General features: G+C 36.4%; 13 protein-coding genes and 1 pseudogene. 8 read left to right on the forward strand and 6 right to left on the reverse strand.

All coding sequences use genetic code 11. The features are described 5' to 3' along the window. Positions 1–554 precede the first annotated feature (554 nt). Positions 555–779 (reverse strand): hypothetical protein, encoded by a 225-nt coding sequence (locus L2D08_RS22715; protein WP_242237661.1) that lies wholly within the window; start codon positions 777–779, stop codon positions 555–557. A gap of 808 nt (positions 780–1,587) precedes the next feature. On the opposite strand from L2D08_RS22715, the gene L2D08_RS22720 reads away from it, so the two are divergent. The 4 genes from L2D08_RS22720 to L2D08_RS24390 all read left to right on the forward strand — a co-directional run bounded on the left by L2D08_RS22720 (position 1,588) and on the right by L2D08_RS24390 (position 7,100). After that, a complete protein-coding gene (locus L2D08_RS22720; RefSeq protein WP_242237662.1) occupies positions 1,588–2,298 on the forward strand; it encodes a DUF421 domain-containing protein in 711 nt (236 codons plus the stop codon). A gap of 622 nt (positions 2,299–2,920) precedes the next feature. Further along, positions 2,921–3,175, forward strand: coding sequence for an HPr family phosphocarrier protein (locus L2D08_RS22725; protein ID WP_242237664.1), 255 nt, complete (start codon positions 2,921–2,923; stop codon positions 3,173–3,175). 273 nt (positions 3,176–3,448) lie between these two features. Further along, the gene (gene brnQ / locus L2D08_RS22730; protein WP_242237666.1) at positions 3,449–4,807 is read left to right on the forward strand and encodes a branched-chain amino acid transport system II carrier protein; all 1,359 of its coding nucleotides are present in this window, start codon (positions 3,449–3,451) and stop codon (positions 4,805–4,807) included. Positions 4,808–5,849: 1,042 nt separating this feature from the next. Then, positions 5,850–7,100 (forward strand): two-component system sensor histidine kinase NtrB, encoded by a 1,251-nt coding sequence (locus L2D08_RS24390; protein WP_242237667.1) that lies wholly within the window; start codon positions 5,850–5,852, stop codon positions 7,098–7,100. Positions 7,101–7,414: 314 nt separating this feature from the next. Here the strand turns inward: L2D08_RS24390 and L2D08_RS22740 are convergent, their stop codons facing one another. After that, positions 7,415–7,831: a DoxX family protein gene (locus L2D08_RS22740; protein ID WP_242237668.1), complete on the reverse strand. Its 417-nt coding sequence runs from the start codon at positions 7,829–7,831 to the stop codon at positions 7,415–7,417. A 1,024-nt stretch (positions 7,832–8,855) separates the two neighbouring features. Between L2D08_RS22740 and L2D08_RS22745 the strand changes: the two genes are divergently transcribed. Next, positions 8,856–9,458 carry an HNH endonuclease gene (locus L2D08_RS22745; RefSeq protein ID WP_242237670.1) on the forward strand — a complete coding sequence of 201 codons (603 nt, stop codon included), beginning with the start codon at positions 8,856–8,858 and terminating at the stop codon, positions 9,456–9,458. Positions 9,459–9,553: 95 nt separating this feature from the next. Here L2D08_RS22745 and L2D08_RS22750 read toward each other — a convergent pair. From L2D08_RS22750 to L2D08_RS22755, 3 genes and pseudogenes are all read right to left on the reverse strand, one after another. Continuing rightward, a pseudogene (locus tag L2D08_RS22750) lies at positions 9,554–9,742 on the reverse strand (hypothetical protein); the annotation flags it as partial. Between the two features lie 696 nt (positions 9,743–10,438). Beyond that, a complete protein-coding gene (locus L2D08_RS24620) occupies positions 10,439–10,624 on the reverse strand; it encodes a Spo0E family sporulation regulatory protein-aspartic acid phosphatase (protein ID WP_375337636.1) in 186 nt (61 codons plus the stop codon). A 116-nt stretch (positions 10,625–10,740) separates the two neighbouring features. Continuing rightward, the gene (locus tag L2D08_RS22755; protein ID WP_242237672.1) at positions 10,741–10,908 is read right to left on the reverse strand and encodes an aspartyl-phosphate phosphatase Spo0E family protein; all 168 of its coding nucleotides are present in this window, start codon (positions 10,906–10,908) and stop codon (positions 10,741–10,743) included. A gap of 369 nt (positions 10,909–11,277) precedes the next feature. Here L2D08_RS22755 and L2D08_RS22760 point away from each other — a divergent pair, with 369 nt between their 5' ends. The 3 genes from L2D08_RS22760 (at position 11,278) to L2D08_RS22770 (ending at position 13,172) form a co-directional block, all read left to right on the forward strand. Next, positions 11,278–11,871, forward strand: a complete 594-nt coding sequence (locus tag L2D08_RS22760) for a branched-chain amino acid aminotransferase (RefSeq protein ID WP_242237673.1) — start codon at positions 11,278–11,280, stop codon at positions 11,869–11,871. Between the two features lie 156 nt (positions 11,872–12,027). Further along, positions 12,028–12,312 (forward strand): hypothetical protein, encoded by a 285-nt coding sequence (locus tag L2D08_RS22765; RefSeq protein WP_242237674.1) that lies wholly within the window; start codon positions 12,028–12,030, stop codon positions 12,310–12,312. 470 nt (positions 12,313–12,782) lie between these two features. Then, a complete protein-coding gene (locus L2D08_RS22770; protein ID WP_242237676.1) occupies positions 12,783–13,172 on the forward strand; it encodes a YybH family protein in 390 nt (129 codons plus the stop codon). 391 nt (positions 13,173–13,563) lie between these two features. Here the strand turns inward: L2D08_RS22770 and L2D08_RS22775 are convergent, their stop codons facing one another. Further along, on the reverse strand, positions 13,564–14,541 hold the full coding sequence (locus tag L2D08_RS22775) for a helix-turn-helix domain-containing protein (protein ID WP_242237678.1): 978 nt from the start codon (positions 14,539–14,541) through the stop codon (positions 13,564–13,566). Between the last annotated feature and the right edge of the window lie 266 nt (positions 14,542–14,807).

Here is a 14,807-nt window from a genome sequence, read left to right on the forward strand (position 1 = left end):
AGAATGACTGAAAGAGCAGCGATTCATCCCCCACTTAGCAAGCTTGAAGTGGGGGTGTTCTCGCCGAAGATGATAAAAATGATTCAAAAACGTTTTCAAGCTAAACGTTAGATCATAATAAAGCTCCTTTAGGAAAATCGGTGTAAGAAGACAGCCAAGTGAGGGGTGTTTGACTAAAGAAACATGACATTTACAGATCAACAGTATAACTATAGTAGCCCGTCAGATAAAGTACTATAAAAAAAGCCTTGGAGCTTTTCAAGCTCTAAGGCTAAAAGGAGCATCAAGTGCGTTAACGGTAGGGGAACTATTTAACGCCTTGATACTGATTATTTCCCACATTTAATGAAAAATATGCAAAAAAAAGCCAGATCGATCTCTGGCTGTACAGTGTGATGAATTATCGTATGAGAAAATGGGGGGTCTCATAGGCATATTATGGACAAGTTCAAAGGGTCTTATACAGGCCGAACAAAAATAATTTATCCGGCTTATAGCAGGATACTTTTCTCCTGTTTATTTTAAAATATTAAAAAAAGACCAGCAGAAGCCGGTCATCCATGATGAGTATATGTAATTGGTGAAACTACAATCTCTTGCCATTCCTCAAAATTAAAATTATTATCGCTGACCCACTTAAAGATACCTGGATCCCAATCGTCTTCATCTACGATACTTTTCATAATTCGATCATAAGCCACAGCTTCAGTTACTTCTCTTCCAATATTGTTCCACAGACAGTATAAGTCTGGGTCATGTGCAGATTTCAGTACTTTCAATGTTAGTAGCTCCTCTCGCTTGACCAGCTTTCTTTCCTTTTTATATGTTTTTCTTTTGGTTTACCGAAGAGTATTGTACCAAGAGAAACGTGAATAGTTTGTCGAATTTTGTCTTGGAAAATATTAATTAGGCAACAGGGCATGATAGTTTTTCAGAAAGAAGGATATAGTTAGGAAGAAAAACGGATACAAAGGTTCGAATAGTTATAGCGGAAGCTTATTGGATCGCAAAACAAAAATATGATGGGAAATCTAATATGAAATAAGCGATCATCATCCAGGTCTCCACTTAGAGCAGTGAAAAAGTCAGAAGTGAAATGCGGTTCCATTTTAGTACATAATTAACAATGTGCAAAATTCAATAAAAAATCAAGAAAACAAGTAATAACCCAATCAAACACCTCTCCACTTACAAGTAAATCAAAATAAAGAAAGTGAGCAAAAAAAAGAGCCCGCAGGCTTATACAACATCATCGTGCATATGGGAACCTTCTATGATTGCTTTCGCCTGTACCTCAGTAAGTCCTTGCTCTTTTTGCAGCCAGTTATATAAACTCGAATAGAATACTTCAAAGGCCTATACTGAAATGCTCCGCCGCTCTTTTTGCATGTAAAGGAATACGTTGTCCAATTATAGCTTTTACAGATCCTATGGTCGAATAGAGAATCGGGATTGAGAGAAGCGTAAAACGGGTTTGTTGGAGAACAGACAAAGCACTGTTTGGACTATCTGTGATCATAAATTTACACGAATAGGGAATGCTAAAGGTATTCATTTAACAAAGTTAAGACAGGGGAAGTGAACCTTGTGGATTTTTTTCATGCCCAGGAGTCTCTTTCAACCATTCAATGGATTTTAAGAGCGCTTGTTGCTTTTTTGTTTTTACTTTTGGCTGCAAAAATAATGGGCCAGCGGTCGATGGCGCAGCTAAGGCTGCTTGATTTTGTAATGGCCATTTTAATTGGGAATATTTTAGCTCACCCTTTATCGGACCAACATTTAGGATTAAAAGGCTCTATGATCACTATGGTCGTGTTGGTGGTTTTGTATGTTGCGGGCACTTATTTGGGTTTAAAGTGGAAAAGATTCCAGCGCCTGCTTGATCCCTCTCCTTATCCGCTGATTGAGCAGGGGAAAATTAGGTATCAAAACTTAAGAAAAGCAAGAATTTCTATTGATATTTTATTGGCTGAGCTGCGAAAAAGCCAAATTGAAGATATCCAGAAAGTTTCACATGCAATTTGGGAACCGAACGGAACGATTTCCTTTTTCCTTCATCCGGAGCATGCACCCGTCACTCCGGCTGATATGAAGCTGGCTGTAAAGCCGCTGTCTTTATCACGGGCCGTAATCAAAGAAGGGGAAATAGACCATGAGGAATTGAAGAAAAGCGGTAAAGATGAAGCGTGGCTCAACAGCCAGTTAAAAGCTCATAATGAATCAAAGGCAGCAGACGTTTTATTAGCGACCTTAAAAGGTGATAAACTAAACATTTATCATTATCCAGACCAGTCATAAACAAAGCAGCTCGTCACTTTTTAAGAGGACGAGCTGCTTTTCACTTTATTTTAGCCCGGAATAAAGAAAAAAATATTTTCTTGAAATTATATTTAGTTGTATACACATATATATAAATACTTGTATATATGTATTCTTCCGAATAAAGAGGGAAACCAAATAATATTTGTTAGTATGTCTTATCTTGCTGGTACAGGCCGTGGATTTTACTTTGTTTCTTTGGGTCATCATTAAAAATCCACAAAATCAAAGGTAAAAATTTCCCTTTTTCAGAAGTTGATGCTAAAATAAAAAACAAATAAAGAGGAGGGATAGGGGACGGTGGCTAGAGAAATGAACATAACCGCGCCAGAGTTTTTTTGCTAATGCGGCCATTCTTATTGGCATATTGAATCAGGAGAATTACTTACTTGTTTCAACAACCAATCATACAACATTTAAACTTGAACAAAAATATGGAAACGCTTTAATTCCGTATAGAACTGTACGCTTTGCACAAAGAAGCGGAAAATTCTTTAGGCACTTTGCCTATTCCGAAAAGGTATAAAAATAAGATAAAATGGAAATAATCTAGAAAGCGTTTTCAGATTTTAAAATATAATGTGAAAGGCTGGGCTGCACGATGTTAGAAAGAAACGTTAAAATCGGACTAAAAGAAGGACTTCAATCAAAACCTGCTGCTCAATTCGTTGAAAAAGCGAATACATTCAACAGTAACATCACCCTGATCCGTAATGAAAAAGTGATTGCCGCTAAAAGTATCATGGGTGTTATGGCTGCGGCATTGACTCCGGGAACTGAAGTGAAGCTTATTGCTGAGGGGAGCGATGAGGAAAAAGCATTGGATTCACTTGAAAAATTTCTTTCTACCCCATAAAACAAAGCATATAAAAGGAAATCCAACATGACTGTATCGATATGTTATTTTTCTTGACCCTACCCCTGATCACTTAAAAGAGCAGGGGTATTTATTATGTGTAAGAGAATACAAGTGGTTGTAAAATTTTTAAGAAATAGTTAAAAAAAGGTATTTTAATATAATATTAATTTAATTTTCTGGATATTTACGAAACTCTTACACTTTTCATTTAATTGATGTATGATAGGGGATGGTTTGTGACAACAAGAGTAACAACAGGAGGCTTTTTAAGTGTCAAACAAAATACCATTTTCATTTATAGTAGTAATCGGCTTGATGCTGTTTGCTTTATTTTTTGGGGCAGGAAATTTGATTTTCCCGGCTATGCTTGGCCAGTCAGCAGGGACAAATGTCTGGATAGCAACTGCCGGATTTTTAGTAACCGGAGTAGGGCTTCCTTTAATAGGGGTTATGGCATTTGGTTTTTCTGGAAAAGAGGATTTACAATCCTTAGCGAGCCGCGTTCATCCTATTTTCGGTCTCGTTTTTACAACCGTTCTTTATTTGGCAATTGGTCCTTTGTTCGCAATTCCACGGACAGGCAGTGTTTCTTTTGAGATTGGCGTAAAACCCTTTTTGTCAGAAAATTCAACGTTTGTGCCTTTGTTGATTTTCACAGTGATCTTTTATAGCATCACATGCTTTTTTTCTTTAAATCCAGCGAAAATTGTCGATATTGTCGGAAAATTCCTTACACCAATCAAAATCACATTTATCGGGATTTTAGTAGTAGTTGCATGCTTTAACCCAATCGGCAAGCTGCAGGCGCCTGCAGAAAAGTATCAAACGAATGCCTTTTTCAATGGATTCCAGGAAGGGTACCTGACAATGGATACACTTGCATCCTTTGTATTTGGTATTATCATTATTAATGCAATCAAAGAAAAAGGTGCAAAAACAAGAAAAGATATTTTAACCGTTTGTTTAAAAGCGGTTGGAATCGCCGCTGTTATTCTTGCAGCGATCTATACAGCTCTATCTTATATGGGTGCTGCCAGTGTAACGGGTGTCGGACGTCTAGATAATGGCGGAGCAGTTTTGGCAAGTGTCTCGGATTACTACTTCGGAACATACGGCGGAGTGTTGTTAGGTTTAATGATTACGGTTGCTTGTTTAACAACAAGTGTAGGACTGATCACAGCTTGTTCTGCTTATTTCCACAAACTGTTTCCGAACATCCCGTATAAAACGATTGCCGTAGTACTATGTGTATTTAGTGCAGTTATCGCTAATATTGGTCTGGCTCAGTTAATTTCAATTTCTGTACCAGTATTGACAGTTCTTTATCCATTAGCGATCGTCTTGATCGCTTTGACGTTTCTTCATCCTTTATTTAAAGGACATGCCCATGTGTATCAAGGCAGCATGTTGTTAACCTTTTTAGTGAGTATTATGGATGGTTTAAAAGGAGCTGGCTTGAATATCTCAGCTATCGATGCTTTTTTCACAAATTATCTTCCGCTTTATGGAATCGGGCTGGGCTGGATCTTCCCTGCGATTGCAGGCGGACTTGGCGGATATATTATCAGCTTGTTTACTAGAACGAAGCAGGAAAAAGAGCAGAGCAAGCCAGGAAGAAGAGCGGTATAAACTCACCGTATGAAATCATCAGGCAAAATAAATAATTCTTTCAATGTCACAAAGCCGGTAGAGTATGAAAGATCAAAACACCTTTACGTTATTTTTGCGTAAAGGTGTTTTTTTGTATGAAACCATCTGATTGTTATTAACAATAAATTTATTATGTAAACTTAAAAAGGGAACAGCAAAGGAAAATATATATAAAAAACGGCTTTTTTAATAGAAAGCCGTTTTTTAGGGATCTTTTTCTTTCACCTCGTTATTTAAAGTAATCCATAACATGTTCCGGAATCTCTTTGTATCAAGAGGTAGAGGGAACTTTTTTAAAAAGCTCCCCCAATTACATATTCATTAGGTTTCCAAAAGCTTGTATAGAGTCTTCTTCAATTTTTTTGGCTGAATGGCCGTAAACATCTAAATCATTTGCGGAGTATTACCCAGACGATCCGAAATGGCCTTAACAGGAATCCGTTGACTAATTAAAAGAGTGGCCTGTGTATGGCGCAATGTGTTTTAACCCCGTTTTCTCACAAATCTTCTTAAAGCAGTGCAGTAACACAAATCTGCGCATGGTTCTCCGCTTAAAGTTGAGATGAAAACAAAATCATCCGCTCTTCGCGAAAGATTGTTTAACATTAAAAAGTTCCGCAGCTTTATTGACGGCCAGCCGTTTATCAAAAGGCAGATCCAATTGCTCAAGCATAAATGCCGGCATGCAAAAGTGAAGGGTGATACGGTTAATTACCTGAGTGAGTGTCTTAATAGATGACAAACCTTATGAGCAAATTCTTGCCATTGTTCTGCTTTAGATAAGTTTTCATTTATCCTGGTCGCCATAAAAGAAAAACCTGTCTGAAATCAGATAAATTATCTACAGGAAAATACGGTATAATGTAGTATTTCTGCTTTTATGTAAGTGTTTTTTTGAATTAAAACTTTTAGGGTGGGTAAAATAATAAAGCAATACCTACAATGTATGCAACTGCAGTTAAGTGATAAATAATTTTTTAGTTTACCCATCAAAAGAGATCGAGAAGTGGAGTTGAAATATGTGTCTAAGTATAAAGGAAACTTTAATAAACTTGAGTCAATTCAAGAAGAATTAGAGCTGTATAAACGATTAGTCACAGAGCTCCCTGTAGATATAGATTATATTGATAAAAAAACAAATATCAGAATTCTCAAAAATAAAAATGACAGATCTATTGTTATGAAGGAAGTTAATGTAGAAGATACTAAAAAAAGCGATTTAGTTTATCCGTCGATTGGATATAAATTTGAGCAGCTGGAAACATTTTTACAACCACTCCTAGATGTAGTACCCCATCACATTGTTTTTATCGATAGAAATGGAATTATTACACTTTGTAACGCACAAACGTTAATTGATTTAAATGAAACGAAAGAAAACGTAATTGGTAAGAACATTTCTTACTTGTTAAAAATAGAGGAAAAGGACATTAAACTGCTAGAAACACTGAATACCGGGAAAGAATTTTATAACACAGAGATTTTAGACTCGAACTACGGAATTATCAATACTAGAATAATATATGATGATAATGGCAATATACTGAGGGTCGTTGGTTTTTTTCATTTCTTAAACCATTTAAAAGAGGCAGAGAAAATGAATATGATCGGACAAATATCAGCAAGTATTGCTCATGAAGTTAGAAATCCATTAACGACAGTACGCGGATATTTGCAGCTGTTGGGACAAGGAGAGCTAGAGGTAGATCCTAACTTATTTCGTACACTGTTAATACCAGAGTTAGACAGGGCAAATAAAATTATAAACGACTTCTTATTGGTTTCGAAGCCATCGCCGATGACAAAGGAACCTAAGCTGGTAAGTGATTTAGTAGCGCATTTTAAGAGGCTTTTGGACAGTGAAGCTCTTCTTAAGAAAGTGAACCTAGTTGTAAGCGTTAGTGAGGATTTAGAAGGTACGCTTATTCTTATAAATCAAAGTGAACTCATTCAAGTATTTATAAATTTATTTAATAACGCAGTGGAATCTAAAGGAAGTAATGACCTGGAGATTAGTTTAGTCTGCACGCAAGAAAAGAATAGTATTATTTTTCAATTCAAAGATAATGGGATTGGAATAGATGACCAACAGTTGAAATATATTTTTGACCCTTTTTTCTCCACAAAGGACACCGGAACCGGTTTGGGATTGTCGCTGTCAAAAAAAATTATTGAGTTACACGGAGGGAATCTTTCTGTTTCCAGTACTCCGTATAAAGGAACAGTTTTTACCATTAAAATTCCGATTTATGATATAAAAAAAGCTAAGTAAAAAACAGAAACGGTTCAGGGGTTATTTTGGCTGCCGTTTTTGGCAGTGCAGCTTCAGCAGTTTGAGACGACAGATCGTTAAAAATATCGATGTAAATGAGCCAGAGAGTAGTGAGACAAACAGAGGGACGCAGCGACAGGTTTAAATAATTTTTTAAAAGCAAAAATTTTTTCTTCTTTCAACAAATTAACTAAAGCTAGCATGTTCCAAGTCAAAAACTTCGCTTGTAGAAGAAAGATATGAAAAAGCTGAGCTATTTTATGGCTCAGCTTTTTTAATATTGTTCTTTATATGTAGACTCAATGAATGTTATGTTAAGACGAAACTTTCTTAGTCGTGGATGAAATGGAAACTAGAAGAGAAATGATTAATAAAAAGGCAAATTCCCAGCCGTAACCACCGAAAAGAAACCAGTTTGAACCATAGGATCTTAGTCCAGCAAATAGTATAAAAACTATTATCCCTAAGCCAGAAAAAACACGGGTTTTAGGAAATAATAAACCTGCCGCAAAAATAAGCTCTAGTGTACCGGCTAGGATAACTAATGGTTCTCCTGGTGCCAAGCCGAGACTTTCAAATAAAAGAGCTGTTTTTTCAATACCATTTCCGCCAAACCAGCCAAATAACTTTTGGCTGCCGTGAGAGAACATGATAAAAGCAATAAGAGCGATAAAAATAAGATTAAAATTATGACGTAATTGATAAAACTTTTGTTCTAGCTGACTTAACAATGAAAACACTGCCTTTCTCACTGGGAATTACAAATTATTTTCGAAAATCGATTATAATATATCATCAAATCTAAAACAATATAAATTTGTAAATAAGAGGAATAGAAGCCAACTGTTTTGGTGCTTTTTATCTCTTAAAAGAACAGATTCTATTCTTGTTTGTCGAAAAATCCTACAGTATAAAAGAGAAAGGGACTTTCCATACATAACGCCCGTCATTTGAATCTCCCATAAAGCAAGGCGCTCTTCCGTAAGAGAATACTCCACATTAAATAGCTTTGCCGCTTTATTAACGGCCAACCGTTTATCAAAAGGCAGATTCAATTGTTCAAGCATAAAAATCGGCATGCAAAAGTGATGGGTGAATATCTTAGCTTGCCACTCTTGCAGCCGGAGAAAAGGGAAGGGCAGCACGGTTGATTGCCTGAGTGTCTTAATAGATGACAGACCTTATAAGTAAATTCCTGCCATTTTTCTGCTTTAGATAAGTTTTTATTAAGCAGAATCAGCATAAAAGAAAAAAACCTGTCTCATAAAGGGACAGGTTTCGAATGAGGTAAAAACTTTAGAGTTAATAATATTCTAGATAATTCGATTCAGAAGCTATTGCCTGGCTTGAAGTAGATAAGGTGGATTTTATGCAAGTAAGACACTTTTTACAGATAAGACAATTGAGCCCCCAAATGTGCCACAAGAAGATGAATAAGGTTTCTTTCGCCTACTTTTTTATTTAAGCAGAAGTTTTAGTGGAGGGCATTTTTTATAAAAAATGGAAACATAAATCCGTTTTTTGGCCTGCAAATCCTATTGAGTATATACGCAGTAAACAAGAAGCATTTTACCGAATGCTTTTTTCGGTGATTCGCCACAGAGGGGGTTATATATAAATGTTTTATTGTACAGGCATAACCGAGATTGTATAACGAGTTAATACAGGTGAGGATACATTTTCAAGCGGGAATTTAAAAAAACGAATAAGTGCTAATTGTATTTGTAAAAATAACTTAAAGGCAGGTGAGGTGAAATGAACTTAACAGAAAAGCAAAAGTCGTTCATCAGTCATTATTATGCCACCTTAGGTGAAAAAAACGCGGTTGTAACTGTTGAACAAATGGTTGAAGTATTCGTTGTTCTGTACTTAGAAGCGAATGATAATTATGAAAAAGAAAAAGCGGCGTATTTTATTTCGATGATCCATCCTAAGGAAAAGCTGACCGGCTTCGAAGAACTGATCGACGTTCAGGAGTTATACAAATATGCTGCAGCAAAGCAAAAGAGAATGCAGAATGGAGCAAAAGAGGCGCAAGAGAGAAGGCACCGAGAACGTGGGGATTTTTCTTTAACAGATTCTGAATGGGAGAAAGCCGTCCATTACTTTGACAATGAGTGTGCGTATTGCGGAAAAAGAAATAAATTAACCTTCGAACACGTTATTCCGTTTTCGAAAGGCGGCGGCTTTGATAAGAGAAATATTATTCCAGCTTGTACCGAATGCAACTCCAGTAAGAACGATAAGGACTTTTCTGTTTGGTATCGAAATCAATTGTTTTATGATGAAACAAGAGAACAAAGAGTCATAACGTATTTAAGTCAAGTAAATGAGCTAAGTTCCGAGCTGAGCAGTTAATGGAAATAATTATAGAGAGGGAACTGCTTAGAGTTCTCTTTTTTTCATTTGAGTAAACGTATCCTTGCTGAATGAGGGGCAGGTTTTATAGGAGTTTATATTAAAAACATTGCAACAATGGTTGTGACGACTAATCCGATCACTATGGACGCCAGATTTCTTCTCGTGAGATCCAACGGGTCAACACCGCAGATAGCAGTTACAGGAATCAGGCACCCATGGGAGACCAGTATATCGACACCGAACCAGATGGCGGCAATTTGCTCTAATGCGATAAGCGTAGCGTAGTAATCGGCGTCAAATAATCAATAAAGCGATCTTTCAGTAAAGAAAAGATCGCTTTATTGTGTTAGCCAAGGTAATAAAGTTATACAATACGGACGTACTGTTGAGTAAATCACCCAGCTTCTTCTCATCTTAAGAAAACTAAAAAGTATGTTTCTTCTTACTCTTACAATATGTCTACGTATTTTCTAGCAATTAGATAGCGAAAGCGGCCGCAAATGGCGGCTTAACGTCTAGTGTTGAACCTGCTTTTGCTGATCCATTACCTTTTTGTGTGAAGGTGAAAATAGAGTAACAACAAAATTTGCTATCCCGATAAAAAACAAAAGGATAAACACAAAGTGCATACCATAGACGAGTGCATCATGAATCATAGAAATGCCACCCGAAGGCAGCTTATTGATGAAATCTGATTTTAGGAAATCGCTGGTATTCCCACCCCCGCCCCATACCTGACTGTAACATCATGAGCGAAGAAAAAATAATCACAAAAAATTCAAGATAAGATGGAACTTGACTACAGAAACGGTTTCGTTCTTTTGGAGTTGGATTTGAAATCAATAGTGTGTTAACTATGTACAGGAGAAGGAAGGACTAACCTGCTTCCTTCTTTCCGAAAATAATATATGTTTTGCAATGGTAAGTAATGAAAAAGACAGCCAGAAAAGCTCTGGCTGCGTAATTTGGCACGTAGGTTATGTATAGCAAGAAGTTTTTCGATTGTGAAGCTGAACATGAATAATCAGTTTATTCAATTCTTCACTGTAATATAATGCTTCTTCGCTGGAGATTCCATATGATCGAATGGCGTCGTTTAGTAATTCACGAATCCTTTCTATTTCCAGGAATAAAGAATCGATACTTTCTTTCGCTTTTTCCACATCTTTAGCCCTTCACCCTTCTGTTATAAGGGTATATATACCCAATTGGAACAAAAAGAAACTATATTTTCATAAATAAATAAAAAAGCCGGAAAGTTATACAGCTTTAAAGTAAATCACCTATTTTGAAGTTGGTACTGAAATATAAGATCATCTAATTGTTCGCTATAACGTAACGTTTCTGGGCTATTGAGGCCGTATTGCTGCCCAGCAACGATCATTAAATGGCGAAGGTTATCAATGCGAGCAAGTAAGTCACAAAAAGCGCCTTGGGTATAATTCATTATACTCCCTCCCTATGATCGTAATACCCATATTAGTAAAATTATAAAACATTTGTATATAAAAGGAATGTAAGAGACTACATTAAATCCAGTTCGGATAAAATAATTTCTTAAAACAAGGCTCTGTTAAAGCCCGGTTTTTTCTGTGATACGCTGGCGTACTATTAATTAATAAGGGATGTGAAAAAATTAGCGTTTTGTTAAAACTGTATTCGTAGTTCTTGACATCCTAATAGGTATTGTGACTATGGTAACTAGAAGTTTTAAATATGCCGGAATAATCCTGCACGGTTACAGATATTTTAACCGTGGTTTATATGCTATGATTGAATGAAACAGGTATAAAAAGACACTAGGAGGACACTCACCATGTTAAAAAAACAAATGGAAATATACATATCAAAAGCTTTAAGGGAGACTAAGGTTGAATTGTTTAAAGAGGAAAAGGAATATGCAGAAAGGCATCACTTGATAAAAGATTTTACTATAGTAGAGAAAGAAAATATTACTCGCTTTGCTGACGCTTATATCGAGCGCTGTAATAAAGAAAACGAAGAGTTGATTTCGGAAGAATCAGCTGCCTTTTTATTACAACCCCTTGAATACCTAAAAATCAATAAAAGCGAATTCCTTTACGTTGAATCTTCATGGTTTGAATTAATTGGAGTTGAGACACTTTCATTGGAAGTCGATGATGTATTCGGAACATACAATGCCTTGTTCGGCTTGAAATTCCAGAAGAAAATGGGGAATGTATTAAAGGCTTACTTAAATAATGAACTCCAAGGAGGGGTTGGAACATACAGTTTAATGTTCAACCAAGATGATGGACTATGGGATGTCAATTTTTCCTTGAATAGTGTAGAAGGATTTAAGGAAGAGATGTCTTTGGGCGATGCTTTAGGCCTCATCTATCATTTTCTGTTTATTCTTGTTGAAACAATCGAAGAAGGTATGTCGTAATTCATAATGCATTAGGTTAAGAAGACATACAAAAAAGACCAATTTTTCTGGTCTTTTTTATTTGGTTAAAAATTGGCGGTTAACAAATGGAACCAGCATAGTAGAAATATTTTCAGCAAATACTATCCGAGTAGGAAAATAAAGGAAAAAATTCCGATGAAAGCAATAGTTGATACAGTTATAATTCACCGGCCGCAAGCTGGGAAGTTTGTTAAAGCAAACTGGAAAGAAGTAGCTACAATAGTTGGAGTGGCTGGTGCTGACGGTAAAAAAGTAAATAACTATAGAAAAAATGAAAAAGTAGCTAAACAAGATCAGGGAAAAATTTATTTTCGAAAAACTCGTTATGCCGATTGTGGAACCCAAATACTAGTAAGATTGCATAAAAAAGGAACAGATATTTTTCAATATAAGTTAGGAGTGGAGCAGTTTATCAAATAAGTAAAGAATGAAAAAATAGTGAAACTGGTGTAAAAAACCAATACATTCAAAACGAATAAAAAGCTGGAAGGGAATAACTATCCAGATAGAGGATAAAAGGACGATAAAAGATTATCAAGAATATTTGATATTGTATGATAATCCAAGTTATGAAAGCAGTTATTTTGAAGGTGAATTAGAGAAATCAAAAAAATAATAAACAGTCATAATCACGAAGAGCTTCTTAATTTTATTTTTTCGATAACCGGTAAGAGTAAAAGTGAAATTAAAAGAGACCCGTATTGGAAAAAGTCCGATACGGGTTTTTATTGTTAGACCATAAGCCAATGTTTGAGAACAGGGACTATAACAATTAGGGGTAAAGTATTATGGTTTTCTTATTAAGCTAACGGTGCAGTTGAGTTTAAGAAGGATATTGAGTTTTAACTGGAGAATATATACAGATTAATTATGATAAGGAGAGGTAGACTATGGAACACGAATTAAAGGAGTTTATCAAAAAGTGTGACATTGCAATAAAGCAGGAAGATTTTGATACGCTTATGAGTTACTACACTGATGATGCAATCTTGGTTGTAAAGCCTGGAATGATTGCACGAGGTAAAGAGGAAATAAAAGAAGCATTTGTTAAGATTGCGAAATATTTTAATAACAGTCTTGTCCCAACCCAGGGGGAAATGATTATTTTAGAAACTGGAGACACCGCATTAGTTATTTCCCAAACGCTACTTGATGCCGATAAAAATGAATCGGAATTTTCAATGGATAGAAGGGCAACATATGTGTTTAAGAAAAATTCACAAGGTGAATGGCTTTGTGCAATCGACAATTCATATGGTACCGACTTAATCAATATGTAGACCTTTATATTCCTACATTAACTGGGGCTTTCCTTTAACAAGACAACCAAAAAAGTTGAATTCCTGTACGGTAAAGAATTCAACTTTTTTGGTTAGAATTTACTTAACGTTGTAAAGCCGCATTTTTCTAACTGTACCCTTTAAAGAGGAAGCGGCGGTATAACAGTAAAAGCTCCAGCATTAGCCAGGGCTTTTGTTTGCACTCCCCAAGGGACTCTTTAGTGGACTATAGCGCCTGCCAAAAATTTTTAAATGTCACCCCGCATTCTCTCACAAATAAATGGGGGAGCCTACAGGAAACTACAAAGTGTAAATTAAAGTAAGGTGCCATAAAACCTTACTATACCGAGATTTTTCAGCTCTTTCTTATAAACTTCACATACCAATTTAACTATTTAAAGTAATCCATAATAATTCTTTTAGAGATCTCCTGCATGGTTGTTCCTTGTTCTGTTGCTGCCTGCTTGATTTTCTTTTTAATATCAGCCGGCAGGTAAATAGATAGGCTTTTTTCGGCCGATTCGAGCCGGATTTGGCTGTTATTGGCTGCTGCAAAGCCCTCTTCTATGTTACTTTCTAAAAAATGGCCAAGTATTTCCGCATTTTCCACTGCATTTAATAGCATATCCTTAACGTAAAGGATGATAATGTTTTCTTCCTGCCGTATATCCATATAAACATTGGATAAGTCAAACTGCTCGTATAAAAGATCCAGAAACTGTCGGGTAAAGGACAGCTGTAAAGGCAGCGACAGCTTTGCGTAGCCGGGCGTTCCAGTCCGTTTGCCAAAAGAAAGTGTGTAGTCCGGGGTTAGATCATGCTTATAAATGCCTTCTTCAAATGATAGCTGGGCGCCAGTATCCTGGATGAAAAACATCCATTCTTTCTGAGCGTTCCAAGTGAGGCGTGCTTCCTGAATCGTGCTGGAAGAAAAGCGCTGGTAAAAAGCCATCTGCTTTTTACGGTCATAAAACAAGCGCTGCTTAAGGCGGTCTTCTACAAGGCGCTCTTTATGCGTTTCTTGAAACAAATCCAAGTCGACTTTTTTGATGGTTACAACTTCCCGGCTGCGCCAGGTCGTTTTTTCGAAAGAAATAAGCTGCTCTTGGAGGTAAGATTGCAGTGTGGCTCTCGTTACACCTAAATAAGCAGCAGCTTCTCCTGTCATCATTCCGTTCGGCTGTTCCTGATCGAGCTCCTCTTTTAGCTGATCCACCGCGCTTTTTTCAAATAAATGCCCCCGGTGTCCGCCCCAAAGATCCTCTACAGGTGTCAGTTTTCCAGTTCGTATATAGTGACCGATCGTAACGGCTGATTTCCCAAGGCGTTCAGCCGCTTCTTTTGTTGTGTAGCAATCCGAAATATTCATGTTTTTTTATTCATTCTCCTTCATTTTAATCCGGGTTTCTTCCATTATATATGCCGCCCTCTACAGCAGTGTTTCAAGCTGGGCAGAACCGTTTATAACATCTTATAAAAAAACAGCTTTTCCTCTCAGGTGAAATTGCCATTTCTTTTGTTTCATAGGATATATGCTCTTTTTTCTCCCTTTGCCTTACTGTTACATAAATATGTTTAATTACATACAGAGAAAAAAGTAATCAATACTTTTAAAAACAAATAATAAATCAATGC

The organism is Domibacillus sp. PGB-M46 (assembly GCF_022668875.1).
GTDB lineage: Bacteria > Bacillota > Bacilli > Bacillales > Domibacillaceae > Domibacillus.